This is a genomic window from Ekhidna sp. (genome assembly GCF_963691765.1).
Taxonomy (GTDB): domain Bacteria; phylum Bacteroidota; class Bacteroidia; order Cytophagales; family Cyclobacteriaceae; genus Ekhidna.
The window spans coordinates 408,903-434,341 of sequence record NZ_OY829375.1; the positions used below are offsets into that span (position 1 = coordinate 408,903).

Annotated in this window: 27 protein-coding genes; 10 read left to right on the forward strand and 17 right to left on the reverse strand. The window is 37.8% G+C overall.

The genetic code is table 11. The features are described from left to right. Position 1: 1 nt before the first annotated feature. The 3 genes from ACY650_RS01950 to prs all read right to left on the reverse strand — a co-directional run bounded on the left by ACY650_RS01950 (position 2) and on the right by prs (position 1,867). Positions 2 to 382, reverse strand: coding sequence for a hypothetical protein (locus ACY650_RS01950; RefSeq protein ID WP_462251191.1), 381 nt, complete (start codon positions 380 to 382; stop codon positions 2 to 4). Beyond that, positions 379 to 933, reverse strand: coding sequence for an NADAR family protein (locus ACY650_RS01955; protein WP_462251193.1), 555 nt, complete (start codon positions 931 to 933; stop codon positions 379 to 381). Before ACY650_RS01955 ends, ACY650_RS01950 begins: the two co-directional genes overlap by 4 nt. Before the next feature lie 97 nt (positions 934 to 1,030). Then, on the reverse strand, positions 1,031 to 1,867 hold the full coding sequence (gene prs / locus ACY650_RS01960) for a ribose-phosphate diphosphokinase (RefSeq protein WP_462251195.1): 837 nt from the start codon (positions 1,865 to 1,867) through the stop codon (positions 1,031 to 1,033). A gap of 134 nt (positions 1,868 to 2,001) precedes the next feature. Here prs and ACY650_RS01965 point away from each other — a divergent pair, with 134 nt between their 5' ends. Then, complete coding sequence (locus ACY650_RS01965; RefSeq protein WP_462251197.1) at positions 2,002 to 2,691, forward strand: NUDIX hydrolase; 690 nt, start codon at positions 2,002 to 2,004, stop codon at positions 2,689 to 2,691. Between the two features lie 388 nt (positions 2,692 to 3,079). Here ACY650_RS01965 and ACY650_RS01970 read toward each other — a convergent pair whose 3' ends face one another. The 4 genes from ACY650_RS01970 to ACY650_RS01985 all read right to left on the reverse strand — a co-directional run bounded on the left by ACY650_RS01970 (position 3,080) and on the right by ACY650_RS01985 (position 6,450). Then, on the reverse strand, positions 3,080 to 4,075 hold the full coding sequence (locus ACY650_RS01970) for a cyclic GMP-AMP synthase DncV-like nucleotidyltransferase (protein WP_462251199.1): 996 nt from the start codon (positions 4,073 to 4,075) through the stop codon (positions 3,080 to 3,082). After that, positions 4,063 to 5,004, reverse strand: coding sequence for a TIR domain-containing protein (locus ACY650_RS01975; RefSeq protein ID WP_462251201.1), 942 nt, complete (start codon positions 5,002 to 5,004; stop codon positions 4,063 to 4,065). The genes ACY650_RS01970 and ACY650_RS01975 overlap by 13 nt, the downstream gene beginning before the upstream one ends. Then, positions 4,997 to 5,806, reverse strand: coding sequence for a nucleotidyltransferase domain-containing protein (locus ACY650_RS01980; RefSeq protein ID WP_462251203.1), 810 nt, complete (start codon positions 5,804 to 5,806; stop codon positions 4,997 to 4,999). The genes ACY650_RS01975 and ACY650_RS01980 overlap by 8 nt, the downstream gene beginning before the upstream one ends. Positions 5,807 to 6,090: 284 nt before the next feature. Further along, positions 6,091 to 6,450, reverse strand: coding sequence for a LytR/AlgR family response regulator transcription factor (locus ACY650_RS01985; protein WP_462251205.1), 360 nt, complete (start codon positions 6,448 to 6,450; stop codon positions 6,091 to 6,093). Positions 6,451 to 6,601: 151 nt separating this feature from the next. Here ACY650_RS01985 and ACY650_RS01990 point away from each other — a divergent pair, with 151 nt between their 5' ends. Together ACY650_RS01990 and ACY650_RS01995 are read left to right on the forward strand one after the other, a co-directional pair. Further along, positions 6,602 to 7,330, forward strand: a complete 729-nt coding sequence (locus ACY650_RS01990) for a bacteriorhodopsin-like (RefSeq protein ID WP_462251207.1) — start codon at positions 6,602 to 6,604, stop codon at positions 7,328 to 7,330. Between the two features lie 48 nt (positions 7,331 to 7,378). Further along, positions 7,379 to 8,269 carry a Brp/Blh family beta-carotene 15,15'-dioxygenase gene (locus ACY650_RS01995; protein ID WP_462251209.1) on the forward strand — a complete coding sequence of 297 codons (891 nt, stop codon included), beginning with the start codon at positions 7,379 to 7,381 and terminating at the stop codon, positions 8,267 to 8,269. Positions 8,270 to 8,284: 15 nt separating this feature from the next. On the opposite strand, the gene ACY650_RS02000 is transcribed toward ACY650_RS01995, so the two are convergent. Further along, positions 8,285 to 8,923 carry a DUF6134 family protein gene (locus ACY650_RS02000; RefSeq protein ID WP_462251211.1) on the reverse strand — a complete coding sequence of 213 codons (639 nt, stop codon included), beginning with the start codon at positions 8,921 to 8,923 and terminating at the stop codon, positions 8,285 to 8,287. Between the two features lie 283 nt (positions 8,924 to 9,206). Then, the gene (locus tag ACY650_RS02005) at positions 9,207 to 10,082 is read right to left on the reverse strand and encodes a hypothetical protein (RefSeq protein WP_462251213.1); all 876 of its coding nucleotides are present in this window, start codon (positions 10,080 to 10,082) and stop codon (positions 9,207 to 9,209) included. Positions 10,083 to 10,250: 168 nt separating this feature from the next. On the opposite strand from ACY650_RS02005, the gene ACY650_RS02010 reads away from it, so the two are divergent. Continuing rightward, complete coding sequence (locus ACY650_RS02010; RefSeq protein WP_462251215.1) at positions 10,251 to 10,832, forward strand: RNA polymerase sigma factor; 582 nt, start codon at positions 10,251 to 10,253, stop codon at positions 10,830 to 10,832. Then, the gene (locus tag ACY650_RS02015; RefSeq protein ID WP_462251217.1) at positions 10,829 to 11,551 is read left to right on the forward strand and encodes a tetratricopeptide repeat protein; all 723 of its coding nucleotides are present in this window, start codon (positions 10,829 to 10,831) and stop codon (positions 11,549 to 11,551) included. The genes ACY650_RS02010 and ACY650_RS02015 overlap by 4 nt, the downstream gene beginning before the upstream one ends. A gap of 134 nt (positions 11,552 to 11,685) precedes the next feature. Here the strand turns inward: ACY650_RS02015 and ACY650_RS02020 are convergent, their stop codons facing one another. The 4 genes from ACY650_RS02020 to ACY650_RS02035 form a co-directional block, all read right to left on the reverse strand. After that, a complete protein-coding gene (locus tag ACY650_RS02020; protein WP_462251219.1) occupies positions 11,686 to 12,393 on the reverse strand; it encodes a class I SAM-dependent methyltransferase in 708 nt (235 codons plus the stop codon). A gap of 141 nt (positions 12,394 to 12,534) precedes the next feature. Further along, positions 12,535 to 12,873, reverse strand: a complete 339-nt coding sequence (locus ACY650_RS02025; RefSeq protein ID WP_462251221.1) for an immunity protein Imm33 domain-containing protein — start codon at positions 12,871 to 12,873, stop codon at positions 12,535 to 12,537. 14 nt (positions 12,874 to 12,887) lie between these two features. Further along, entirely contained in the window at positions 12,888 to 13,532 is a 645-nt protein-coding gene (locus tag ACY650_RS02030; RefSeq protein WP_462251223.1) for a hypothetical protein, read from the reverse strand. Between the two features lie 12 nt (positions 13,533 to 13,544). Further along, positions 13,545 to 13,781 carry a DUF3630 family protein gene (locus tag ACY650_RS02035; RefSeq protein ID WP_462251225.1) on the reverse strand — a complete coding sequence of 79 codons (237 nt, stop codon included), beginning with the start codon at positions 13,779 to 13,781 and terminating at the stop codon, positions 13,545 to 13,547. A 380-nt stretch (positions 13,782 to 14,161) separates the two neighbouring features. Here ACY650_RS02035 and ACY650_RS02040 point away from each other — a divergent pair, with 380 nt between their 5' ends. Next, the gene (locus ACY650_RS02040) at positions 14,162 to 14,989 is read left to right on the forward strand and encodes a M23 family metallopeptidase (protein ID WP_462251226.1); all 828 of its coding nucleotides are present in this window, start codon (positions 14,162 to 14,164) and stop codon (positions 14,987 to 14,989) included. 18 nt (positions 14,990 to 15,007) lie between these two features. On the opposite strand, the gene ACY650_RS02045 is transcribed toward ACY650_RS02040, so the two are convergent. Next, positions 15,008 to 15,412 carry an OsmC family protein gene (locus tag ACY650_RS02045; protein WP_462251228.1) on the reverse strand — a complete coding sequence of 135 codons (405 nt, stop codon included), beginning with the start codon at positions 15,410 to 15,412 and terminating at the stop codon, positions 15,008 to 15,010. Positions 15,413 to 15,684: 272 nt separating this feature from the next. Between ACY650_RS02045 and ACY650_RS02050 the strand changes: the two genes are divergently transcribed. The 4 genes from ACY650_RS02050 (at position 15,685) to ACY650_RS02065 (ending at position 20,403) form a co-directional block, all read left to right on the forward strand. Then, positions 15,685 to 17,088, forward strand: coding sequence for a Gfo/Idh/MocA family protein (locus tag ACY650_RS02050; protein WP_462251230.1), 1,404 nt, complete (start codon positions 15,685 to 15,687; stop codon positions 17,086 to 17,088). A gap of 13 nt (positions 17,089 to 17,101) precedes the next feature. After that, entirely contained in the window at positions 17,102 to 18,019 is a 918-nt protein-coding gene (locus ACY650_RS02055) for a sugar phosphate nucleotidyltransferase (protein WP_462251232.1), read from the forward strand. Continuing rightward, positions 18,010 to 19,086 carry a phosphotransferase enzyme family protein gene (locus ACY650_RS02060; RefSeq protein ID WP_462251234.1) on the forward strand — a complete coding sequence of 359 codons (1,077 nt, stop codon included), beginning with the start codon at positions 18,010 to 18,012 and terminating at the stop codon, positions 19,084 to 19,086. The genes ACY650_RS02055 and ACY650_RS02060 overlap by 10 nt, the downstream gene beginning before the upstream one ends. 96 nt (positions 19,087 to 19,182) lie before the next feature. Further along, positions 19,183 to 20,403 (forward strand): M14 family metallopeptidase, encoded by a 1,221-nt coding sequence (locus ACY650_RS02065; protein WP_462251236.1) that lies wholly within the window; start codon positions 19,183 to 19,185, stop codon positions 20,401 to 20,403. Positions 20,404 to 20,421: 18 nt separating this feature from the next. On the opposite strand, the gene ACY650_RS02070 is transcribed toward ACY650_RS02065, so the two are convergent. The 3 genes from ACY650_RS02070 to ACY650_RS02080 all read right to left on the reverse strand — a co-directional run bounded on the left by ACY650_RS02070 (position 20,422) and on the right by ACY650_RS02080 (position 25,290). Then, positions 20,422 to 20,562, reverse strand: coding sequence for a hypothetical protein (locus ACY650_RS02070; RefSeq protein WP_462251238.1), 141 nt, complete (start codon positions 20,560 to 20,562; stop codon positions 20,422 to 20,424). Between the two features lie 63 nt (positions 20,563 to 20,625). Beyond that, complete coding sequence (locus ACY650_RS02075) at positions 20,626 to 20,910, reverse strand: hypothetical protein (RefSeq protein WP_462251240.1); 285 nt, start codon at positions 20,908 to 20,910, stop codon at positions 20,626 to 20,628. A 30-nt stretch (positions 20,911 to 20,940) separates the two neighbouring features. Then, entirely contained in the window at positions 20,941 to 25,290 is a 4,350-nt protein-coding gene (locus ACY650_RS02080) for a T9SS type A sorting domain-containing protein (RefSeq protein WP_462251242.1), read from the reverse strand. Between the last annotated feature and the right edge of the window lie 149 nt (positions 25,291 to 25,439).

The following is a 25,439-nucleotide window of genomic DNA, read 5'->3' on the forward strand; positions in this document are numbered from 1 at the left end:
GCTAATACTTACGCACTCCTTTAAATTCATTTCCATAGAATGCCTTTATGACCTTTATTTTTCCATGGATTTGATCATTGAATTCTTCTAGCTTTTCTGCAGGAACCCATAATTCATTGTGATGTGCACTTCCAACATTTTGCACTTCATATTTCTCAAAATAGGAAGTAGGTATTTCAAAAGAGGTTACAAAACCAGCATACCCAGATGATTCATCTTCAGTATTCCATTTTTCAGCTATTTCATATGCATATTCTTCGTTAAGCACTGGATAAAATATGGGCTGCCATTCCAACCTTGGAGGAAATGCTTTCATCGATGATCCCTCAATCAAGTCAAGCTCCTTAAGCCCTATGGGCCGATATAATTTTGTTAAATTCATAGCTTAATACCATCTAATTCATCTCTTACTTCCATTAAGGCAAACCCAAGTAGATTCTCGCCTCTCCACTTTGAAGGGTTACTTGCATTTTTATGATCTTTAGCCAATCCAATACCCCAAATTGGGTCTACCGGACTTGCCTCTACCAATATTCTCTTTTTTGTATTGATTAAAAATGTAGCTAGTTCCTTGTTTTGAGAAAACTTCAGCAGTGTGCCTTGTCTTACAATCTCATACTTCTGCTTATCCCATACTTCCTGAGAAAAGCCATTTACTAATCTCCCAATAGCTTTTGCTTGAGCCGGAGACTTTGCTTGAAGCACTTGTTCGACACGCCCAGGGTCGAACAGCTCAGCCTTCTTTGCCATCATCCAATGTTCCGCAGTTCTATATGTCTGACCATCTGATTCAAATGCACTTTTCCACCATTGGCTAAAGCAACTGGCAGAAATAGATCCATCCTTGCTTGGCTGATGCCCCCAAAAGAACAAGAACTTTGGTCTTTCCTTACGATTCATTTTTTGAATTAACTGCTCAACTGAATACTTCATGTGTTTAGTATTTATTTTAATAGGTCACATGGAATTCGCGATAAACCCTACTCATCTTTAGTCTAATATTTTAAGATGATTAGTCTTTATGCTCATTTCATAGCTTTAGTATTTGATTCAATTTGATCTGCTTTATATTTTCTTGCTTAACTGTGCTGAATGAATCTGTCGTGAATACCTCTTTATACAATGACAATAAGTCCTCAAAACCATGACTAAATATGCCGTGACTAACTGCGAGTATCAGGTCACCTGCATTCTTCTTTTTTAGTTCTTTAGCTAACCCAATAAATGTCCCACCACCATCACAGATGTCATCTACCACTATGCATGTCTTGCCTTTTAAATCATCCTCATAAACCTTAAAGCCGCTTAATTCTCCTGTTTTTACGTCCCTGGACTTTCCACATTCAACAACAGGAATACCTCCTAAGTACTTGGACGTGGAATATATCTTTTTCAAAGCACCTCCATCTGGTGCAATTAATACTGCATCTTCGTAATCCTCTAACACCTCCCCAACAAAGTCATAGTTGTGAATCACCTCCACGTTATCCAACAAGGCAGGAGTTACTTCACTGTGTGGATCGAAAACGATAACCTTATCAAGTTTCAATGTATTGATTAAATCAGCATAGACTTTCACAGTTAAAGGCTCTCCTGAAATCATAATCCTGTCTTGTCTAGCTCCTGGAAAATACGGAAGCGTTAGTTGAATGGACTGAACCTTCATTCTTTTCAAGGCATCCACCGCAACCAAGACAAATCCGAAATCATTAAAGGTCTTGACTCTTGCCGTTATCATAACTTCAGAGCAATCTTTCAATTCTTCCTTGATCTTAATGTGAGGTTCTCCTCCATTGAAGGTAAAAGCATCAAATGCTATTGATTTTCCAAAAGGAGTAAAGTCAGGATCTAAATTCAAGTATTCCATTTTTGCGTATTTATAACGCAAATAAAAACTTAAAATGTTTTGCATCAAACATTTTTGCGTAAAATTTACACTAATTAATGTTTATTGGTTCAACAAGTATTCCAATTGACTCAAATAAGCCGTAACTTTATTGCGTGAAAACAACACAAAATATTCAAGTAGCAGTTGACGCCATTGTATTTGGCTACAGTAAAGAAAATGGAGTGAGTGTCCTTCTCATTAAAAGGAAATACGAACCATTCCGAGGGCAATGGGCTATTCCCGGTGGATTTGTCAAAGATGAGGAATCTCTTGAAGCCGCTGTTGAAAGAGAATTGATGGAAGAAACAGGGGTTAAAATCAACTATCTCGAACAGCTTTACACCTTTGGTGACCCTGACAGAGACCCACGAAAAAGAATATTGGCTGTTGCGTATTTCGGGCTAGTAAAATCGGCCCAATTTGAAAAACTTAAGGCCAGTACAGATGCAGAAGAAGCTGAGTGGTTCAACATCAAGAAATTACCCAAACTGGCATTTGATCACAAGAAAATTTTAGGGATAGCCATTGAAAGGTTACGAGCAAAAATTAAATACCAACCTATTGGATTTGAACTTCTTGATAAGAAATTCCCGTTTTCAGATCTTGAGCATTTATATTCTACTTTGCTTGATAGACCTATTGACAGAAGGAATTTCAAAAAGAAAATAAGCCATCTTAAAATTTTGGATGAGCTTCCAGAAAAAGTGAAATCAGCAGGAGCTGGAAGACCTGGTAACTTATTTCAGTTCAATAAAGCTCGCTATAAAGAATTGGTGAAAGAAGGGGTACATTTTGAACTTTAAAAATTCTGGGAAATCCTCTCTTTATCATATTGTTGTGTCATGAGATCAGGTGAACATTCTACATGTAAGAACTAAATAAAGTGAACAATTTCACCTTAATTGCTTAGACAAAGTGAACAATTTCAATTACAAATAACATTGTGTATCACCGATTGAATTGTTTTGCTTCTCAAATTTGTTGTATCTGAAGTTCTTTTAGGATCAGTAAACCCACATTATTGGATGTCCAAGACGAAGTATTTTGGTCTTAAAACAAGTCTCTTTGACAAAAGAGATGAGAAATGAGAAATGAGCAATACGCCATCAACTTTGGAAAGACTAAAGTTGAGATAAGAAAGTTCACAGTGCCAATTGTCTTCTATTCCGTTGATTATCTATTTTGAGACAATTAAGTTGGATTGAATCTCTTCCCCAATAATTTCATCCAAATTTTTATGGATTTTGATTTGTCATCTTGTGATAAAGCAGTTGAACCCAATTCGACCAATTCTTTCAAACCATTTCTAAAATTAGTCTGTTGGTCTCCATTAAGCTTCTCTAGAACATTATCATAGGGTTCAACTGGCATTTCGCATGTCCATGTCATGGTTAGATTCCAACCCAAATATTGTAGAATTTCAGAAGCCGTAAGAATAAAAGCTACATCATCTCTTCGGTCTTCTTTGTAGTGTTCTATTACCCAAATTGTAAACACCAAACCACTCGGCATCTTAATGCTCTTTTTGAAACGGTAGTGATCTGACCAAGCTTTGAAATACCTAATTATCCTTAGTATTTGTTCATTCTCATATGTAGACTCAATCACCCAATCCTTAAAAAATTTCGAGTCACAAATTTCCCAAAGATCTCCCTTGGAGCCCAAAAGGAAATTCCCCTCCTTGCTCTTATAATATACAGGCATATCAATATGAAAATCCCCTGAATAAATCAGCCTAACACACTTCTTGAGACATTTACCCCCAAATGATGTATGTCCTTGTAAAGCATTCGATATGTGCTCTTGAATTGTTTCATAAGTTTTCTTTGGCTTTTCAAAAAAATAGATACCAATATCAAAATCGCAAGTATCATCGACTGTCCTTATCATGGTCCCGGTCTCAGATGATCCTTGTTTAGCAAATTTTGGAATGGAAAAATCCCTGTGCTCACCGAAGTAAGATTTTAACAGCCTCTTAATCGTGTTGTATCCTCGATTTAATTTTTCGATCTTGGACTTTGTTACTACGAGATTTTTGTTGAAATCAAGGAATTCATTATGACTATCGGAATGTATACTTACAATTCGCTCTTTCTTTGTAAGTATGGTTTTTAAAAGGAATCCAAAGCCCAGTAATAGTAATAATCTGACTATTAGTCCCATATTCTCCTTTGCTATATCTCCCATATCACTTCAACCAAACCACTAGAGTAGTCGTCCTGAGAAACCAAATATTCAAGTGTTCTCTTAAAATTTTCAAGTTCTCTTCTTTCAATGTGAGCTTTCTTCTTATCAATTCCAAGCCCACTATCTTGCACCAAAAGGTTCACTGCAGGTCTTATTGCGTTCAAAGTAGTGGGCATGTCAACTACTACCAAATCCTTAGATCTTCGGAAAAATCGTATAGGAAATGGGCGGCCTTTATCCCCTATCTCATCTGGTTCATATTGATTCTTCTCAAAAAACATCCTAGCCTTATAGCCGATATTATCACTGAGAGAATTGGGCAAGACAATTTGAACCCGAATATCTTCATACGATAATTCATTTTTTTGGAGAATAGAATTGGACCCATTGTTTTCGACAATGTATTGAGTAATTCTACCGAGAAAAGATTTGTAATACCCGATGGCCAGAGAAGTTGAGGGTAAAACCTGAATTTGGCTCTTATTAAATTCATTTCTGATATTTTCGGAGAGATTTTTCGCTAGATTTCCCCACTTATTATCATCATAGTCACGTTCGAAAGTTGGCACACTATACCCTAATAGATCTGACGGCAAGTCGACTCCTTTCTCTTGGACCACAAATGTTCTTCGGTTCCCAATAGCGCCCAAAAAAAGTCCATACTCAAAAATTACATTGTCCCTGGTCTTATTTTTTGATTCCTTTCTAACAAGTGCTAGGTCATCCATAGATGCCACAAAAATTCCAAAGTCAAAAGAATAACTTGCTTCAGACAATGAGGTCAGAAATGTCTGATTGTATTGGAAAACACCTTTATTCCAAACAGTACAATCTATGAATCCGGTCTCTTCCAGAAGGGACTTTATTTTTTCAGAAATAACTAATGATTCAGATGCGCTTCCGATAAATATATTGACCTTCCTATCCATAAATAGGAACAGCTTTAAGGTCCAAATTCAAGGCATCCACTTCATTAAGAAGTTTTCGGAGATTATTCAACTTTGGTTGGTTATACCGAAAGATGTACTCTCTGCCATCTACAGAAACCACCTCATCGGAATAGGAAGAATCGGAAGATATCTTATGGAGTTCCCTCGACAAAACAAAAACCAGCTCAAAAAATGAAAGGTTTCTGTAGTCGTTGGGATTGATGTTATAACATATTGCGTTAATGTCAAAGCTGCTTAGATCAATTTCAATCTCAGAATCTGCTTTGACATTTTTTAGAAATCTAATCATTTTTTTGAGCCTTCCATTTGTTTCAGTACCTCGATGATTAATTCTGCTGATACTCAGGAACGGGTAGTCTGGATCTCCCTTTTCATGTTTATCCTTATTGTAAATTTGGATACCTCTATAATTTCCCTTTCCATAGATTATTGATTTTACGTCATCATACCAATTGGCGACTACAACATCCACATCTCTGTTGAGGTTTTTATTAGTGATTTTGATAGATTTTGGATGAGTAACATCACATATATCATAGACACCTTTCAGTACTTCCTCACTATCTATCCTTAAACTTCTCAAGTCTTGAAGCGAATTTCCTAAGTAATCCGATCCCTGACTTTCATTTATCAACTTCCGAACATGACCTTCATTAAACTTGTTTCTTTCTGTCGGTGAGTTGATAATTTCTTCGACTCTCCTTCTTGCATAAGAATAGAATTTTGAGGTTATTGTGAGAAGGTCGATATCACTATGGCCCTTGATATGGGTATTAGTCATAACAGAACCCTGGTATTCGAATTCGACGTTACTCAACCTCGTTTTTAAATGATCTTTTACCCTTTCACCTGCTTCCTTAGTTTTTTGCGTATACTCAGGCTCAGATATTGGAGCAAGGAACGAGTTAGAGGTCAGAAGAATCCTTGAAAGCTCACTTGAGAGTCACTTTCCTTTCATTGCTGAATTACTTGAAATGGATATTGATTTGGGTAAGGAAGAAGTCGTAATGAAATATCGTGATCATGATGGTGATGATGAAATTGAGAATGTGACTTTGCAAAAGATCACAATGTATAACGAAGCTTCTCTAGTTGGGGGGAATTCTTAACTAATTGAATATGGAATTTGCATTTATAGCCATCACCAATTTTCAGTCTTTTTTCTTTCACTGGCTGATCCACATGAGCTGAAATCATAATAATTTTTGGCTTTTTATCCAGGGTATCCAAAGTTTCAAAACCATCCAGATAAGGCATGTCCAAATCGATGAGTAAAACATCGGGTTTCTTTTTGACAACCTGCATAATTCCATTAACAGGGTTCTCATGAGAAGAGATTAATTCAACTCCCTCGTTTTCAGATAGATAGGATTCGATGAGCTGTAAGAAGAGTGGATCATCATCGATGGCTATGCAGGTGATCATAAGCGCATTGGATTAGGTTGAATTACAATATTAAGGAATGGTATTCTAAGAGAGAAGAATAAGGTATCATTATCATTTTGTTTAATCTTCAAACATTAAACAAAATACGAATTGAAGGGTTGCTAATGTTACAATTCAAAATTCTCACATTATGAAAACAACATTAATTGCAACCCTTCAGTCCGGTGACTATGTAGGTTTCACATTTTTCATTGGTAGCATGGCAATGCTTGCCGCTACTGTGTTCTTCTTCCTAGAGATGAGGAACGTCGAAGGAAAATGGAGAACATCGTTATTAGTTTCGGGTCTAATTACTTTCATCGCTGCAGTACATTATTTCTACATGCGCGACTTCTGGATAGAAAACGGAACTTCGCCCACAGAGTTTCGATATATCGACTGGATTTTAACAGTTCCGCTCATGTGCGTCGAATTCTATCTAATTCTGAAAGCATTTGGTGCTAAAACAGGATTGTTGTGGAAAATGATCGCATATTCTACGTGGATGCTAGTGACAGGATACCTCGGAGAGACGGTATTTAGAGATAGCAGTGCGTTGTGGGGAGCTATTTCCTCCGTTGGATACTTTGCCATCGTTTATGAGGTATGGTTAGGATCAGCTAAGCAACTATCTAAGAACTCGAATGACCCAGTTCTACAGAAAGCATTCAATACGCTAGCTTGGTTTATTCTTGTTGGATGGGCAATCTATCCTATTGGATATATGGCAATTGAGACTGACGGTATTCTTAGCGGTGTATTAGCAATCGAATCCATGGATATTATTTACAACATTGGTGATGCAATAAATAAAATCGGATTTGGTCTAGTTATTTACAGCCTGGCAGTTAGTAAAACAACTGCTACTGCTTCAGCATAATGAATTTTATGAGGGAGAGTTTGCTCTCCCTCATTTTGATTTTTATCCATGAGCCGACTCATACAATACAGTTTAGCCCTGGTCTTTGGACTTTCAATGTTTGTCTTGGACGATCATTTAGAAAGCTATACCCAATATGTATGCGTTGGACTCATTCTAATATTCGGAATTCCACATGGTGCTTTGGATCATAAAATCCATCAGACAACCAACAATAATTCGAAGCTGGGTAAGTACATAGTAAAGTATCTGCTCATTGCTGGTGCATACATTGTTTGGTGGCTGATTGATCCATTTAAGGCGCTATTCTTTTTTATTCTATTGTCTTCATACCATTTCGGGCAAGAAATACTTCAAGAACATGGGATAAAAAGGGTTAGTTTGATTTCTTCGATGATTTGGGGACTTGCTATTCTTGGTGCTCCAATGATTTATGATTTTCAAGAGGTAAGTGCGTTCATTTCAACCATAACCTCGACTGACCTTGGATCGATTTCAGGGGTAAACAGTAAGATCATCTCAGGATCAATCTACCTGATTGCACTATTTGATTTACTGGTTAAGTACAAAAAAGAGGAAATAACATCCTCTAGTGCATCAAGTCTTATCATTTTCTTGCTCACGATCATAACACTTCATTTGTCTTTAGATTTCGTGGTTGCATTCACATTGTATTTTGTGTTCTTCCATTCGCTTAATGCATTTAAACACCAGTATAGGTGGCTATCTAACAAGTACAGGAATTATTCAATGAAAAAATTTGTGACAGACCTATTGGGTTTTGCTGTTCTTGCTGTCATAGGAATCATCTTTATTCTTTGGATTCTAGACCCGGAGGATAATGTATCCTTAATTACACTTTTTTTTGTGTTGGTCTCATTGATCACTTTGCCTCATGCAATCACTTTGGATCAACTTTATAGGATTTGGAGAAATTAGTTGATGGGGAAGAATTTATTCAACTGCAGAATAAGAACCACCAACAATCTTTTTGTCTTTTACTGCGACTAAAGACTCTTCAGTCATCACAAATGCAAATTTTGCAAAATCACGATTAACCCTTACCTCCGTGCAGACCCCATTGGTATAGGTATAGACATTTATACCATCCGGTGATTCCATCTCATATTGATGATCTCCAATCTTGGTAAAGGACAAGTATTCCGCAAACTGTGGCGAGTAGACCTTTTGGCCGTCCTTTGGTTCTTCAAAATAGATGGTTGCAACAGAATAGCTAATATGATCTTTAAAGGTGGTTTTTTGGCCGTTTAAGTCCAAGGTATATTTTTCACCGTCAAACCATACAGTAGATTCTTTTTGTGTGGATCCATTCAGTTGATTGTGGGTGTACTCTTTAATGAGCTGTCCATTCTTGTAGTCACTAGTGGATTTATAATCCACAGTAAATGAAAAGAGAATTCTAAAAACCACCTTACTCTCAATCTCATAATAAGTACGATTCTCTAAGGCTGTTCGCTTCACTGTCATGTCACCGAGCTTCTTACTTCCCTTGATCACCTCGTAGTGCACCATTTGCCCGCTGGCAAACCCCGTGACACATATAAAGGTTAGTATGGTTAGTAGTCGGATCAAGCGATTAATTTGAATTACTTTAATGACACGAATTATTTAACAACGTTTCCAGTTCAAGATATATCAAAAACATTTCTAACTCATGAGATCTCAAAAAGTATCCTTTGAGCGCTAGTTATTCGTCCGTTTTATGAGCATAAAAAAGGGTCACTAAGACCCTGCTGTATATGCTTGTACATGTTCATCTAAATAACTCCAGACAGAATGTAAGTTGACATGAGCAATTGAATCTAAAAGTTTGTTGTACTGATATTCTGTCCAATAAACAGGAATATCTACCTTTTTAAAAGGATAACGCTGAACTAAAGTGGGTATGCCTCCCAGTTGCTGGAAGCTCTGAAACATCTACAATTAAGTGTGTTTGAGGCAGTCCACAGATAGTGCGACCATCCCAGAACGCATAAAATTGAACTCTTAAATCACGTGTTGACCAATTATCAATCCTTATAGATTCTGCATCATCTTCCATAAGCCCTATTTCACCTAAAAAAACTTGAGCACTATCTGGATTTGAAAAATGTCCTGGAGTCTTTAGATGAGCGTTTACGTGATTAGCTGTGATTCCTACAAAATTTTCAGTAGCTCCTCCTTGGAACCCATCTATACTTATCGCACGCCATGAGGTTATAGCATTGACTTCAGCACCTTGATAATTTTCAGTTTGCCACATTTTAATACTGGACCCAGCCCAATCCCAACCTCCCGGAATCGCTTGTATAGGTCTTAGTACACGTCCAGCTTCTTGCTTGCTTTCAATACTTGCTCTATACTCCTCTTCACTTCCAGAATTGTCAAGCTTCGGATTGGTCCCTTCTAAAAACTTATCTATTTTCTCAAAAATTTCTTGCGACGAATAGAAATAAGTAGTTGGATCACCCGCTACATACTTCACAACTGGGGAGCTAGCCATTAATTCTTCATACCAGGCATGGTTAATCTCTGATGCTTCATCAAAAAACTGAATGCTACCATCGATGTCTTGCTTAATTATTCGATCAAAATACTCTCCATCATATTTAAACCCCTTACTTTCAAAGCCATGTGCTTCAAATTTTTTATCAAATTCTTCTATTGTTATATCCGATTCTGTATTGCACGCCTGTACGGCTAACACTGCAACGCCAATAAAAACCAATTTCCAATTCATTTTACTTTTCATAATTTCTAAGTCGTTAGTTTGATTACTTAATTCCTTATTAGTTAAAAGGAATCTTGTCTTATTATGAAGTGTGGTGATTGCAAAAAAGGTAAACACATCATCACCTCAGGGCTGTTTTGCACATCATGTTTAGATATATTTACCTTTTTACTAATTCGTCACATGGGTATGAAGAAAATAGAATGGGGTAGTATCATTAATGACCTGCGAAAGGGTCATAATGAAGTGCTTCGTATTTTCTTTGAAGAATATTCACAATACTGCATGCGTAGGTTGACCAGGGAAAACCAATGCACACAAGAGGATGCTCAAGACATTTTTGTAGAAGCAATCATGAGTTTAAGAGAGAAATTACTGGAGGGAAAACTCGATCGAGTAATGAATGTAAAAAGTTACTTATACAAATCGTGCTACCACATGCTCATGGAGCGGATAAGAAAGAAAAAACGGGAAGATTCACAATTAGATGACATAGTAAAGTTTTACTATGAATCGCAATATCACGAATCTGTGAATTTTGATCCTGCATTAATGAAGATCACATTGTCGGCATGGGATTATCTGACCGAAAAGTGCAAGGATATTCTTCATTTCTTCTATGTTGATAAGCTAAGAATGGGTGAAATCTCGGAATTAATGGGTTTAGCAAGTGCTGATGTAGCGAAGACAACTAAATCAAGATGCTATAAAGCCCTCCTGGAAAAGGCCATGGAGTTAAAATCTTTGGAAACCATACCTGATGACAGATGAAGTTGGCCCCTAACGATATCGAGCTCATTGAGAAAAGTCTTGACGGAATGTTGAGTCTCGATGAAAAATCGCTCTTCGATGAAAAGTATCAAAACTCGGATACTTTCAGAGAAGCAGTGCTCCTACAGCAGGCAATGTTGAGTTCGCTAGAAGCGAAACACAAGTCTGATTTAAAAGCAGAATTGTCGCAAATGCTTCATGATGTAAATGCGGAAAAGACTGATCCCGATTCAAAGCGATGGTATATGATAGCAGCCTCAATTGTTGTTCTTTTAGGTGCTGTTTGGATATTTAACCAATCCTATAGCTATGAGCAAAAGCTATACAACAAGTATTTTGAACCTTTTCCGGTTCAAGGTTTTGTGCGGGGTAGTATTGAAGAAGCAGCCGATGAAATATTTCAAAGTTATGTTGACGAAGACTATGAGAGAACCGTCAAAAAAATACTTGAACTAGAAAGTTCTCAGGATTCTATTAATGCTCAATTCATCTATTTAGGGAATGCTTACCTCCATTTATCTCAACCTGATAATGCAATAGAATCATTTCTCAAAGTTGAATCTAGTGATCGATATTATTCGCATGCACAGTGGTACCTCGCTTTGGCCTATTTACAAAAAGGCAATCAGGAAAAAGCGATTGAAATACTTGAAAAGCTTAGCAACCAAAACACCATCTATTCTTCTTCCTCAAAAAGTTTATTGGAAGAATTAGATTGATTATAGATACTGATCAACCATTATCAGCTGCCATATTTTAAGTGATTCCAGCATCTGCTTTACGGCACACATTCAGAAAGCATCACATTCAAGGTTGACTTAATCAAAGTCTCTATTTATATGAAGCCTATGCTTTAACGACGGACAGCACTAATACATAAAAACGCCGGAAATTGATTCAATTTCGCAAAGTAGGCAGGGTCGTGCAATTCAAATTCATCGACAGGCTTCGGTTCTATTAACTGATCAATAAAGAAACCATTGCTGACAATAGGTGCGATACAATCTCCTAGTGATCTTCTAAAGCTGTGCATTTCTGTAGGTACACCAAATCCATTCCAGGTGCACTTGACAGGTTCGACATCAAAATAGGCTTTTGATTTGAAGTAATTAAATTCATAAAATGGGTGCTCGATTGAGATAACAAGTTTTCCACCTTCTTTTAATAATCGATAAAACTCTTGGATTGTCTGACTCCAGTCTTGTACGTAATGAAGTGCTAACGCACATACAATGACATCAAAAGTATTATCCTTGATCTGAACTAGATGTTGTTCCATATCATGAACAAAGAATTCACCCTTCTCTTTATTACGCTCTTTTGCGTACTTTATCATTTCAGAACTAATATCGAAACCAACTACTTCTGCACCTTTACGCATTAACTCCTCCGCATATTTACCAGGGCCGCATGCCGCATCTAGAATTACTTTCTCTTCGCATGAGCCTATGAGTTTCAAAACGTTTGGCCTATCATAATATGCATTATGTGGCTTATGGTCAATCAATGCATTGTACTGCTTTGCTAAAAGATTATAAGCTTGCCTGATAGTCTCTTTCATATTTTTAGATGCTTCTGATAAGAGACAAAGATTGGTGCGTCATTGGATAATGACACTTGATTTCGATCAAGAAATTAACAGAATGTCATTTCATTAAAGATGCTTCACTAAGAAAAAGAGTTTTGCATTCGTTTTGTGAGGCTATTCAATCAGTGATTTATCAAACCATACATCTTCGTGATTATCTCCATCTATCATAAATCTATATCCTGGAGGTAATTCTAAGTACTCAGTAAGTTTATTACCAAAATAGTCTTCTAGGTGATCAATACATATTGGACTAAAGAAGTTTTCAGCTTCAGAATAATTCCCACACCAAATGTACCAACCGTTAGTGCCTTTTTCTGGAATATGTCTCAAGCCATGAATAACTCCTTCTCCAATTGAGTCAACTGCAAGTCCAATATTTGAACCTTGAGTTGGGCTAACAGGAAGGACTCCTTGCCATTCGCAGATACTCTGATTACTTCTGACTTTCATTCGTTTGGTGAGACTTATTGAAAAAACAAATACCATTCAAATAAAGCAAATGGAATTGCAAGCCAAAATAAACCTTTACCAGCCTTTCTTGTTTTTGAATCGTAGCCATAGACCTTCTTTCCGTCAGGAAGCGTTTTTTTGTGGTTCATAAGAATGTATCCAAGGAATATTCCAGGGAGTCCACCCGCCAGAATTGAAAGATAGGCTAATAATACCTTGTAAAAAGGAAGTGAATCCTGCTGACCAAGTTCCTCATTTCTTTTAGCCTTAATCTCTAATATAGATTGATTGCTTACAGAAACGCCTCTTTCGTTCAATAATTTCTGAGCAAGCTTTAAATCAAATGCACTCCATTCATCTGGTTTCAATACAATCTCGGAAAGCTCTTCATTAGAAAAAGAAAACAGATAGTGATTAGAATCGACATTATTGATAGCATCTAAAGCTTCTTTCTCAAGTAGTTTTTCTGCTTCTGAAAAGTGTTCTTGCCTTACATATAATAGTATTTCATTTTGAAGTTCATTACCTGAGAAGGTAACATCTACAGAGGGTGAGTTATCTTTTAATACAGCATCAATATCACCTTCGATGAGTAGATTAGTGATTTCAGATGCTTGTGCTGAATCTAAGAACTTACGAAAAACAGAGTATCCTTTCATTCGATTTGTAAATTATTCTTTTAGTAAAGAAATTAATGTATCAGGGAGATCTATTTCGCCAAAAATTGAAATGCCTAGATAGTGCTCAAGATGTAATGTATACTCCTCTCCTTTGAAAAGGAAATCCCAATATCGTTGATCTAAACCTGTTACCTTTTCAGTAAACTCAGCTCCGAGTGCTTCCAATTGCAATGCATATTGTAAGAAGAGTTCGACACTTGAATCATTACTAAGTTTGATTTCTTTCATTCGTTTTAAGAGTCTTTACCCTGTTTAAGATATACGATGATTTGCTACCATCCCAATAGCAATTCGTACACCTTCCGTTTTCAAAATTGTGATCACAGTTTTTATATCCATAGAGAAAATGAGAGCAATTAGGACAAAGACTTTTCATCTCTGAAAATGAAGCGAAATAATCGCTATTACACTCATCACAAGTTTTGATTTCTTTACTCACTTGATATTATTTTAATTATAACGATTTCATAAATCAGTAAATGAGTTGTTTATTCAATTTATAACTGTAATCCGAAAAAAATAAAATCGATTGCAACATTCAAATAGGTATACTTGTCAAGTAATTTATTGCAACTAATAACTTCAACTGAAATCGCATTTTTTTGATCATGAAGAAAATATTTCCATGGGTGCTTCTACCCCTAATCATCATCACAACTTATGGATGTAAAATGGAGCAGAAGAAGTACTATCAATTTTCATTTTACAGAACGTATGAAATTGTTGGCGATTCAATCAGCTTTGACATTAGAAACCCTTTGCACTGTCCACTAAGAGTCGGCATTTCGCTTAAAGATTCAGAAAAGAAAGAAAGTCAGTTTATTTGGCTAAAGCCAAAACAAGACACACTGTTCAACATCCTAAATGATTACGATTCAAGTCTGAACATCAGCTTTGGCTCTGCCTTTAGTACGCTTGAGGAAGTAACACCTAAAGATGTTGTACTCGCACTTCCAACCAAGCCCAATAAAAAATATAAAATTAACCAAGGATACAATGGAGGATTCTCGCACGATTCCGATTATAGTAGGTATAGCATCGACTTTGATCTAAAAGTGGGTGATACCGTACACTGTGCTGCTAATGGCTATGTCGTTGGAGTTATAAAAGACTATGATAATAACGGTGGTGGCAGAGATTATCGGGATCGAGCCAATTTCATTACAGTATACCATCCAGAGCACAGCATTTTCACCCAATATGTTCATCTGTATTATCAGGGGAGCTTAGTAAAACTGGGAGATACTGTACAAGTAGGTCAAGCCATAGGAATAAGCGGTAATACCGGCTTTTCTCAGGGACCACATTTACACTTTAATGTATTGAAACCTACTAAGAATGCTGGGCTTAAATCAATACCAGTGGAGTTCAATGGTGGAATTTCTGGTTATGACTTAAAAAAGGGAGTATCAGTCATAAGCGTTCCAAAAGAATAGGCACTTAAAAATAAAGGCTTAACCCGCAATAGCAGAGAAGTTCAATCCATTTTTTACCGTATTCACAGAAATGCAACCTTGCTCAGCAATCTTAAGCAATTTGTCAAAAGATGATGGATCGCTACATCTATCATAAGAGACTTCTAGTTTCACATCCGTAAAGCGTTTAGGAAGATCATCGCTAATTGTAGCATTGACTTTCACCAATAGTCCCTCTATTGAGAACCCCCGGGATTGTGCTGCAGCAAAGAATGTGCTACAAAAACAACCACCTATACCTAACAACATGTATTGACCTCCCATCAATCCGCTACCTCCCCCACCTTTCGCTACCGGTCTGTCGACCAATAAGTCAAATTGATCATTTTGAAGTTTCATCGCTGTCTCCGAATGCTGCTGGAGCTCAAGTGTAATCGTTTCCATGGTCGGAAAGTAAGAAAAAATCTGGTATCAAATCTGGTATTAGCAATTATGTGTTGATACTGTCATACTGCTGTCAACATCCTCTAGCATTCAAATCATTTTAGCAGTAGAAATCATCACTCAATGGAATTATTGTCTTCTTTCACAATTGTCTAAATTCATATTTATTTCAAAGACTGGTTGATAATTATATATCAAAAAGATTTTGAATGATTTAAGGTTAAAATGACCAATACACTTAAACAGTATCACAAATTTTGAATTTGAAATTTATGATGAATAGAAAAAAATTTTTACAATCTATCGGAGCTGCATCTGCCTTCCTTGGCATTCCATTCTCTGCTCTGGCCAATGATAAGGTTACTACAATAAATGATGCATTAAGATCTAAAAGAATACAATCAGACGGTAGTATGGTGGGGTTCTCCGTTGATCCAATTAAAAAGGTACGAGTAGGAATCATCGGATTAGGCAATCGCGGCAAAGTACTTACGCAAATGTTTTATTGGCTGATTCAGAATAATAAAGCTGAGATTGTTGGCCTATCAGATCTAGTGGAAGAAAACTTGGACGCAACTATCGATAGATTGAAAGCACATCAAAAGTCAAAGCCAGCTAAATACTTTGGCAAAGAAGACGAATGGAAAAAACTGGTTGACAGAGATGACATTGATCTGATTTTAATAACCACTCCTTGGGAATGGCATACACCAATGTCCGTATATGCCATGCGAAAGGGGAAGCATGTGGCATGCGAAGTACCAATTGCCTACACATTGGAAGATTGTCAACTTTTGATCCAGACTGCGGAAGAAACAAAGAAGCATTGTATGATGATTGAAAATTGTTGCTACAATGAAGAAGAACTGTTTGTGCTCAATATGATACAAGAAGGTGTGTTTGGCGACCTAACGCATGCAGAAGGCGCCTACATTCATGATCTCAGGAAGCATATGCTCAGTGAAGATTATTATCAGGATCAATGGAGAATAAAGCATCATCAACAAAGAGATGGTAATTTTTACACAACGCATGGCATTGGTCCAATCAGCAATTATTTAAACATTGGAAGAGGTGATAATTATGTTTCTCTCACCTCCATGAGTTCTAGAGAAAAAAATCTTAGTGATGCGGCTAAAAAAATAAATTCACCTTATGCCGATATTAAGTGTGGCGATATGAATACCACACTTATCAAAACCTCTTTAGGAAAAACAGTAATGCTCCAATTTGATGTGCACACTGGCAGTCCATATTCACGAATCAATAAGGTGGTTGGCACAGGAGCAGTCCATGCAGGATATCCCAGTAGACTATATATCGACAATCCTGATGATTTAAAATATTGGGGGCATGAATGGCTTGATGACACGTCTTACCAAGAGTATAAATCCAAGTATACTCATCCTATGATCAAGAAGTTAAAAACCATCAGTCAAGACTATAAACAAGGACATGGAGGAATGGATTTTGTAATGATTTATCGCTTAATCACTTGTCTCAATTTAGGTGTTGAGTTAGATCAAACCATTTATGATGGAGTTGTCTGGAGTTCAATAACCCCACTTTCAGAGCTTTCCGTAGCCAAAAACAGTCAGTCTGTTGAATTTCCGGACTTTACTGGTGGCACCTGGGAAAAAGAACGTGAGCTGGAAGTGATGCGAGGACTAAGCTAGTAAGCCATCAGATATGTCTAAAAATTCATTCAACTCCACATTACTTGTGCTTGCAGCTGGGATGGGAAGTAGATACAATGGCTTGAAGCAGCTCGATGGTTTTGGATCCTCAGGAGAAACCATCATTGACTACACTTTGTATGATGCGATCAAAGTCGGATTCAGTAAGGTAGTGTTTGTAATCAGAAAAGATCTTGAAGAACAATTCAAAAGACTTTATGTGAATAAGCTGCAATCGAAAATTGAAGTTGAGTTGGTCTTTCAAGAACTAGACAGTCTCCCTGCGAATTACAGTCCACCAAAAGGCCGCACTAAGCCTTGGGGTACTGGTCATGCGCTCTTACTTTGTAAAGATGTGATTGAAAATCCTTTCGTAATTGTAAATGCCGATGACCTATATGGTCGCTCAGCCTTGCAATTAATCCATGATTATATGAGATTGAATCAGCACCATAAAAAAAGTATTTGCTTGGCTGGGTATTATTTAAATAAAACACTTTCATCAAATGGTGGCGTATCCAGAGGCATCTGTGAAGTAGATCCAAATTTCAGATTAAAATCCATTGTAGAGGCTGTTGAATTATTTGAATCTAAAGGGAAAATACAAGGGAAAATAAAGAATACATCATCCAAACGCGCTTTTACAGGAGAAGAGATTGTGTCAATGAATCTGATCGGAATGGTGCCCGACTTATTTCCTCTTTTAGCGTCTGCTTTTGAAGATTTCATTTCAAAAAACCACCAAAATCTTGATGCAGAATTTTATATACCAGACTTCATCAATGGTATTATTTCATCACATATTGTTCAAGTCGTAAAGACAGCCAGCACCTGGCACGGTGTGACTTATCGTTCAGATAAATCTTTGGTAAAAGAAAGCATAGCAAGTCTTGTTGCCCAAGATGTTTACCCTAATCACTTATGGGAATAGTTTTTGATGAAATAATAAAACACTTTGACATCAACGGTGAGATAGCTCATGTATCACCTCACGGAAATGGACTGATTAATAAAACGTTCCGTTTGCATAACAAGCAAGCCAATGCCCCTGATTATCTGATGCAGCGTATCAATGGTGACGTTTTCCATGACATTGCTGGCATGACTTCCAACTTGTTACTGATAACTACACATTTAAAAAATAAGGAGGTTGGTAACAATAGTTTCGTTTCCTTGACTCCAGTTGCGACCCACTCCGGAGAATTCCTTTTTAAATCAAATGATGATCATTTTTGGAGAATCTTTTTATTCCTAAAAGACCTTATCTCGTTTGACAAGGCGCTGAACATTGAATACGTCTATGAAGGTGCCAAAGGGTACGGTCAATTCATAAAGGAAATGAATGATTTTCCTGTTGAGAAATTACATGTTGTGATTCCAGACTTTCATCATCTAGGCAAACGATTGGAACAATTGAATTCAGCCAAAGAAAGAGCTAACCTAGAGAGAATATCAAAATGCTCATCCCTATTCGAAGTAGCTGAATTGCAGTATGATAGGCTTAAGGAAATGATTACATCTGTAAATGAAAACCTGTTGCCCATTCGCGTGACGCACAACGACACCAAGTTTAACAACATCTTATTTGATTCAAATGGAAAATCTGCATGTGTTGTAGATCTAGACACTGCGATGCCTGGAATCGTCCATTACGATTTTGGGGATGGCATGAGGACAGGAGCTGTGGAATGTGCTGAAGATGAGAATGATTTCAACAAAATCACCTTAAAAGGCGACAAAATTAAGGCTTACTGTGAAGGTTATTTAAACCCAATCTCTGATCTATTAACCTCAATAGAATTGAAATTCCTGCCATTGGCACCCTCATATATGGCTTTAATTATGTCAGTCAGATTTCTAACCGATTACCTCAACAATGACAACTACTATCGGATTGAGTATCCTGAACAAAATTATATGCGCGCACGGTGCCAATTGAAGTTAAGTGAGCTTTTCTATGAGCAAAGAGAATTCATAGAAGATATTATTAGTACTTAATTCTGCTATTAACTACTTACTCCATCAGAGATAAGTTTTGGTAACCAAAGCAGCAATTTTATACTTAGCTTTATTAGGTAAAACCTACCTAGCGCTATGAAAATACATTTCTTAAAGTTGACCGTCCTGATTATTACCTTTTCAAGCTTTGATGCTTCATCACAAGTCAAACTGAAAACCTATGATTTTCCACGACCAGTGGATACTTCTGACAAGGAGATCGAGTTTCAATCAAAAGGTATTTTTGAAGAGCAAGGGATTTATGTGAGAAACGATTTCAATTCAGCCCGAATGAACGGGTTTAAATATGTAGAAGCGAACACCTATGAGGTAAGCATCTCTCCCGAAAATGAGCCAATCAATGATAGCCCGTGGTATGCCTTCAAAATATGGGCTGATGAATCAAAAGAGATTCAAATTAATTTGTCTTACACACTTTACAATCATCGTTATGTCCCCAAGCTTAGCACTGACGGAGAATCATGGGAAAATCTGGATCAATCGAAGGTCAAATACAATAGCGATAGCACTGAAACTTATCTTTCGTTAAGTGTTTCTTCAGATACCTTATGGATAGCTGGTCAGGAAATTCAGGACAGTCGAAGAGTAAGAGATTGGTCGTTGCAGTTGGCGCAGGATAAGCGAGTGAATTTAAAATCTGCAGGCACCAGTGCTAAAGGAAGAGATCTGATGGTATTAGACATTGGTTCATCAAAAAATAAAGAGACAATTGTTTTTTTAAGCAGACAGCATCCGCCCGAAGTGTCAGGGTTTCTAGCGTTAAAATCATTCCTTGACGAGGTTTTAAACAATTCCATTTCGAAGAAATTTCTAAAGAGGTATCGAATTTTAGTTTACCCTCTATTAAATCCTGATGGGGTTGATGAAGGTCATTGGAGACACAGCACAGGCGGCGTTGATCTTAATAGAGATTGGGCTTATTACAATCAGACGGAAGTTCGCCAAGTTGCCGAACACATCGTTAAAGAGAGCAAAGGAAATGTAGTCTTCGGCATGGACTTCCATTCCACATGGTTTGATATTTACTACACCTACAATCCAGATTCAGTATCGTTAAATATGCCAAATCTTACACGAAGCTGGACAGCCAATATTGAGGACAGCATAGGTGAAGGGTTTAAAACTAACGTGAGTGAATCTGGCATTGGTTCGCCAACATCAAGCGGGTGGTTTGCTACTCAGTTCGGCGCTCAAGCTGTAACCTATGAGGTCGGCGATGAAACGCCAAGAATGTTTATTGATAAAAAGGCACGTGTATCTGCGGAAGAACTCATGAAGCTCCTTTTGAAGGAATGACTACTAAACTCATTTTCCTTAATTATTTCCTTTCACTGTGGACTTTCCAAAAGCCATCATCAAGAATACCAGAGATAGTATTTCAACAACTATTCTTCCCCAATGCCAGGTACTCCATGTGATCAACTCTTTGGCTAGATCTGCATCATTAAAATCCATTTCATAGAAGCGGGCGTTTGTTCCTTTGAAGTAAACGTAAAATGATAAAACAAAGAGAATAGCTCATACTGCAGATAAAATCGCATACCTGGATTCTTCGTATTTCTTAGTGGTAAATAAAACAGCTATGGATATGGAAATAAGAGCTGCTACAATAGTCAGAATAGTGTAGAAGCGTCCGATCATTGGACCAAAATCTGCATAGTATTCATAGAATTCAGATGCTGAGAGCGATTGCCAATATGGAACCAGCAAAGCTCCCTCAGCAATCTGAGAACCGATAAAAATGGCAAATACAGCAACACACAGTTGCTTAGCAAAGGAGTTAGTATTGGTAAGTAGGGTCATACTTGCAATTTAGGTAAATGGAAATTTGATTTACTTTCCTACCTTAACGACAGTCAGTCTTTCTGAAACGCCATTTTCATTTTTGAGAAACAAGTGATACATGCCATTTGGCGACTCCTCAATAGACACGCTCTTATTCGATCCGTCAATAGTCCCTTTCGTTACTGATTTTCCTGCGAGATCAAAAATTTCATAGGTGCCTCTAAAATCTTGTTGAAAATCAAGTGTAATAATTCCTTTTGTAGGATTTGGATAAACAATTGGATCAATACCTATTGAAGAAGTAGAAAGTGGTAGTTCTACCAATATACATGCTGTAGTTTTTTCACATTCTTGATTATCGACTATCACTGCGTACTCTCCAGTTTCTGTAGCTTGGAAAATATTAGTTGTAGCTCCATCTATTATAATTCCTTCACATGTAATCCATTGATAAGATGCACCATCAATTTCCGTTGCTGTAAGTGTTTGATCTGTAAGGGACACTTCCAAATCAAAATCAGTGACAAATAGTGACAAATTAACGGTGCTATCGCATCCAACTTGTGAGGTAAATAACTCCGTATATTCACCTGCTGCGGTTAGTGTTTGTGTCCCGAATGCAAATGTTTCATCGGCACATATTGTAATTGCTACATTTTCGTCAAAAACTGCAGCTATACTGAGACTTAAAGTGACAACACTATCACATCCGGCCTGCGAAAGGAATGATTCGGTATACTCCCCAGCATTGGTCAATGTTTGAGATCCAAAGGTGTAGCTATCTCCGGGGCAGATTGAAGCCTCGGTAACTTCATCGAATTCAGGATCAACAGTTAGTGATAATGTGACTGTACTGTCGCATCCTAATTCACTCATAAAAAGTTGTGAGTATTCTCCTTCTAAGGTTAGTGTTTGTGTGCCAAACACAAAACTTTCACCAGCACAAATGGATTCACTAATGCTTTCATTAAATACTGGATTCACAGTAAGGTCCAATACCACTGTGCTGTCACAGCCAAGTTCTGAAGCAAACACTTCAGTAAAAGTTCCTGCGGATGTCAATGTCTGCGTCCCAAACACAAAACTTTCTCCATCACAAATAACAGCTTCTTCTGTTTCATTATAGGTTGGGTCAACATTTAGTGTAAGTACTACCGTGCTATCACAGCCTGCTTGGGACTCAAATAACTCCGTATATTCCCCTGCAACACTCAAAGTCTGAGTGCCAAATATGTAGTCTTCACCACTGCAAATTCTTGCCTCTGCTGTTTCATTGTAAATGGGATCGATGGAAAGCGTTAAAACCACCGTACTATCGCATCCTGATTGGGAGGTAAACACTTCTGTAAACTCACCAGCAGTATTTAATGTCTGTGATCCGAATATGTAATCTTCACCAGGACATATGGAAGCATTGGCGGTTTCGTTGAATAACGGATCAACTGATAGTGTCAGAATAACTGTACTATCACAGCCTGACTGAGATGAAAACAGCTCAGTATACTCACCAGGGGTATTCAGTGTTTGTGTTCCGAAAACATAATCCTCTCCAGCACAAATAGACGCATTAGCGGACTCATTAAAGGTAGGATTCACTGTGAGTGTAAGCACTACTGTGCTGTCACAACCTGATTGAGATGTGAAAAGCTCTGTATACTCGCCAGCTACATTCAACGTCTGAGATCCAAAAACATAATCTTCTCCATTACAAATTACTACCTCAGCAGTTTCATTAAATATTGGATCCACTGAAAGTGTAAGCATAACAGTACTGTCACAGCCAGCTTGAGATGAAAACACTTCAGTATATTCTCCTGCAGTGCTGAGAACTTGACTTCCAAAAACATAGTCTTCTCCGGCACAAATGGCAACTTCAGCGGTTTCATTGAAAATAGGATCAATCGAAAGTGTAAGAACAACGGTACTATCACATCCAGAAATCGAGGTGAATAGCTCTGTATATTCACCAGCTGCACTTAGGGTCTGAGTTCCAAATATGTAGTCCTCTCCTGAACATATGGAAAGACTAGCAGTCTCATTGTATACCGGATCAATGGTGAGGGTGAGTACGACCGTACTATCACCTCCTAATTGATCCGTAAAAGTTTCTGTGTATTCTCCAGCGGTGGTTAACGTTTGTGCTCCAAAAGCGAATTCATCACCATCGCAAATGGATGCCTCTTTTAAAAAGATGCCGTCTGGACGTACGGAACCCGCAATTTGAAATATCATAGCAGCATCTACCCCCAGTGAGCCAAATGTAGTTGGGTATCCTGTTCCTAAGCCATCTGGATCACGTCCTTGAATTTGAGCTCCTACCGTCGGAGTATATAATCCCCAACTCCAAAGTCCGCCTCCATCAAAGACCAGTTGGGTCTGTACAGATATCCAATAATCTCCCTCCCCTAGTTCGGTAGTATTTTCAAGGGCCAAACGGTAATTACCACTCTGACTAGCATTGCTTCCAGTGAAGTCATAAGTTTCAGTTGGCAACACTTCTGATCGAAATACTTGATCACCTATTACACCGGCATTATTTTCATAAATGGTAAATACCGCCTCGGAAAATGCTCCAGTAGTAGAGCCTACCACAGAAACTGTTCGTATGTCCCACACTTCGCCTTCAGGGACAGAAAAGTCATCAGCTATTTCTGCAAACGATCCTCCAAAGTCTGGAAATATTTGTGAGGTGGCATTTAGTTCCAAAACACCAGACTGTTCGTATAAAGAGGCCGGTGCTTCCTCTACTGTAACAACAAAATCATCATCAACCGATTCTCCGTTAGAAGTAGCTCGCACAGTAAGTGTAGCCGTGCCTGTTGTAGCTGCAGTGAATGTTAATGTTAGTTCACCGTCTGTTATATCTGTTGTTACCAATCCGGCATTTGTATTGCCAGCTATTTCATAAACAATTGCATCATCACTGTTATCTTCATCTGTTGCTACACCATCCAGGGGAATCACAAGTGGGGCTCTATTTTCAAATGTGTTGATATCGGCAATCGGATTCTCAAAAACAGGTGGGTCATCAGTAGTAGCTATAGTTAGATCCAACGACCAAAGCGTAGTTCCTACAGAGATCAATAGTGTATTGCCAGCACCGTTTGTTAATGAAACTCCATTGTTACCAACAAGACTGAATAAAAAGAGCGGATCTATTTGAACAATGCTAGTTGCGGCAGTTAAATCCGCGTTTATAATGAATGAGATTGCATCGGTACCATTCTCAATTTTAAAGACATTGATTAAACCAAACTCGTAAGGATTACCGTTAATATCGTCCCCAGCAACCACGCAATACACATCACCATTTTCATCTTCAATGACATCCATAACGTTTGTATTTGAAATAAGCGTTGTAGAAGTTCCATCATCCTCGTTGTATTCCACTAATCCTTGTTGACTCGCTATCAGAAGTGTCCCGCTTTGTCTCACCTGAATGGAAGATATTGTTGATGTTCCAACAAAAATAACATCTGAAATCTGTCCGCTTTCAAGCTTTTTAATATTACCGATCGCATCAGAGAAATAGACAATACTCCCATCATCACTTACAGCTATTTCACTAATTGAGATGGAAGAAGTAAGTGCATCTCCAGTTTCAAATCCAGCTGTTCCATTTCCGGCAATAGTGGTGACATCTCCATTAGATGCAATCCGACGTATTCGATTATTTCCGACATCTGAGATGTATAAATTATTGCTATTGTCGATAGCTATATTTCTGGGCACATTAAACATAGCTACCAATCGATCGCCGTCTAAGTAACCGCCATCAAAACCTGGTGTGTCGGCGCCCGCATATTTTGCATGCGGATTGAATCCATCCGGCTGCCGTATTCTATCGTTAACCGCATCTACCAGGAAGATATTTCCGTTCGGGCTTCTTTCCACATCAGTTATACCCTGCGGAATGGGATCTTCCAATGTAATACCATTTGACTCTGCAAGCGCCCACTCAAGTATTAGGTAAGAACCAGGCAAACCTGAAGAGTACTTGATTGGCTCATCTGCAGCTCCCTGATACTCGAGTATAATCCAGGCAGGTAAATTGGTATTCCCGCTAGCATCAAAAACTGCGCCATCAGGGATGTAAATATGGACCGGTCCATCTATGAAAGGGTAAACATCAAATTGAAGTGTTCGGCTGTCTGGGGATGTAAGGTTTTCAAATCGGGCATTTGCAGAGGCATTGTTAAGCAAATTCTCATATTCCTCATCAATCTCAGTTTTCCCTAAAGTATAAGCAGCTATATCATTAGCAAATTCAACGTTGATTCGGATCGATTCAGTTGAAAATGGATTTGGTCCTAATGCTGTAATTGTTGTGTTAAAATTCTGACTAAATCCAAAGAAGGATGCTACTGTCAGAAACAGTGCGGCGGTAAAGTTTTTCATAGGTGGTGGTTGGTAAGATTATTTTGAAAATTTGATGGTGAATAAATATAATCTTAAAAACCTTATACTTAAGGGTTTAGCATGTTAAATTTTGGTGAGAACTGAATTAATCACCAATTATTAATTCAGTTCATTAAAAATAAGAAGAG

Coding starts and splice junctions, on each gene's coding strand:
- ACY650_RS02070 (WP_462251238.1), bottom strand. CDS start 20,562: ATGGATTTTAATGATGCAGATCTAGCCAAAGAGTTGATCACATGGAGT.
- ACY650_RS01950 (WP_462251191.1), bottom strand. CDS start 382: ATGAATTTAACAAAATTATATCGGCCCATAGGGCTTAAGGAGCTTGAC.
- ACY650_RS02050 (WP_462251230.1), top strand. CDS start 15,685: ATGATGAATAGAAAAAAATTTTTACAATCTATCGGAGCTGCATCTGCC.
- ACY650_RS02075 (WP_462251240.1), bottom strand. CDS start 20,910: ATGACCCTACTTACCAATACTAACTCCTTTGCTAAGCAACTGTGTGTT.
- ACY650_RS01970 (WP_462251199.1), bottom strand. CDS start 4,075: ATGGGAGATATAGCAAAGGAGAATATGGGACTAATAGTCAGATTATTA.
- ACY650_RS02060 (WP_462251234.1), top strand. CDS start 18,010: ATGGGAATAGTTTTTGATGAAATAATAAAACACTTTGACATCAACGGT.
- ACY650_RS02055 (WP_462251232.1), top strand. CDS start 17,102: ATGTCTAAAAATTCATTCAACTCCACATTACTTGTGCTTGCAGCTGGG.
- prs (WP_462251195.1), bottom strand. CDS start 1,867: ATGGAATACTTGAATTTAGATCCTGACTTTACTCCTTTTGGAAAATCA.
- ACY650_RS02010 (WP_462251215.1), top strand. CDS start 10,251: ATGAAGAAAATAGAATGGGGTAGTATCATTAATGACCTGCGAAAGGGT.
- ACY650_RS02025 (WP_462251221.1), bottom strand. CDS start 12,873: ATGAAAGTCAGAAGTAATCAGAGTATCTGCGAATGGCAAGGAGTCCTT.
- ACY650_RS01955 (WP_462251193.1), bottom strand. CDS start 933: ATGAAGTATTCAGTTGAGCAGTTAATTCAAAAAATGAATCGTAAGGAA.
- ACY650_RS01995 (WP_462251209.1), top strand. CDS start 7,379: ATGAGCCGACTCATACAATACAGTTTAGCCCTGGTCTTTGGACTTTCA.
- ACY650_RS02080 (WP_462251242.1), bottom strand. CDS start 25,290: ATGAAAAACTTTACCGCCGCACTGTTTCTGACAGTAGCATCCTTCTTT.
- ACY650_RS01985 (WP_462251205.1), bottom strand. CDS start 6,450: ATGATCACCTGCATAGCCATCGATGATGATCCACTCTTCTTACAGCTC.
- ACY650_RS02015 (WP_462251217.1), top strand. CDS start 10,829: ATGAAGTTGGCCCCTAACGATATCGAGCTCATTGAGAAAAGTCTTGAC.
- ACY650_RS01990 (WP_462251207.1), top strand. CDS start 6,602: ATGAAAACAACATTAATTGCAACCCTTCAGTCCGGTGACTATGTAGGT.
- ACY650_RS01975 (WP_462251201.1), bottom strand. CDS start 5,004: ATGGATAGGAAGGTCAATATATTTATCGGAAGCGCATCTGAATCATTA.
- ACY650_RS01980 (WP_462251203.1), bottom strand. CDS start 5,806: ATGACTAATACCCATATCAAGGGCCATAGTGATATCGACCTTCTCACA.
- ACY650_RS02045 (WP_462251228.1), bottom strand. CDS start 15,412: ATGGAAACGATTACACTTGAGCTCCAGCAGCATTCGGAGACAGCGATG.
- ACY650_RS02040 (WP_462251226.1), top strand. CDS start 14,162: ATGAAGAAAATATTTCCATGGGTGCTTCTACCCCTAATCATCATCACA.
- ACY650_RS02030 (WP_462251223.1), bottom strand. CDS start 13,532: ATGAAAGGATACTCTGTTTTTCGTAAGTTCTTAGATTCAGCACAAGCA.
- ACY650_RS02005 (WP_462251213.1), bottom strand. CDS start 10,082: ATGAAAAGTAAAATGAATTGGAAATTGGTTTTTATTGGCGTTGCAGTG.
- ACY650_RS02020 (WP_462251219.1), bottom strand. CDS start 12,393: ATGAAAGAGACTATCAGGCAAGCTTATAATCTTTTAGCAAAGCAGTAC.
- ACY650_RS02035 (WP_462251225.1), bottom strand. CDS start 13,781: ATGAAAGAAATCAAACTTAGTAATGATTCAAGTGTCGAACTCTTCTTA.
- ACY650_RS02065 (WP_462251236.1), top strand. CDS start 19,183: ATGAAAATACATTTCTTAAAGTTGACCGTCCTGATTATTACCTTTTCA.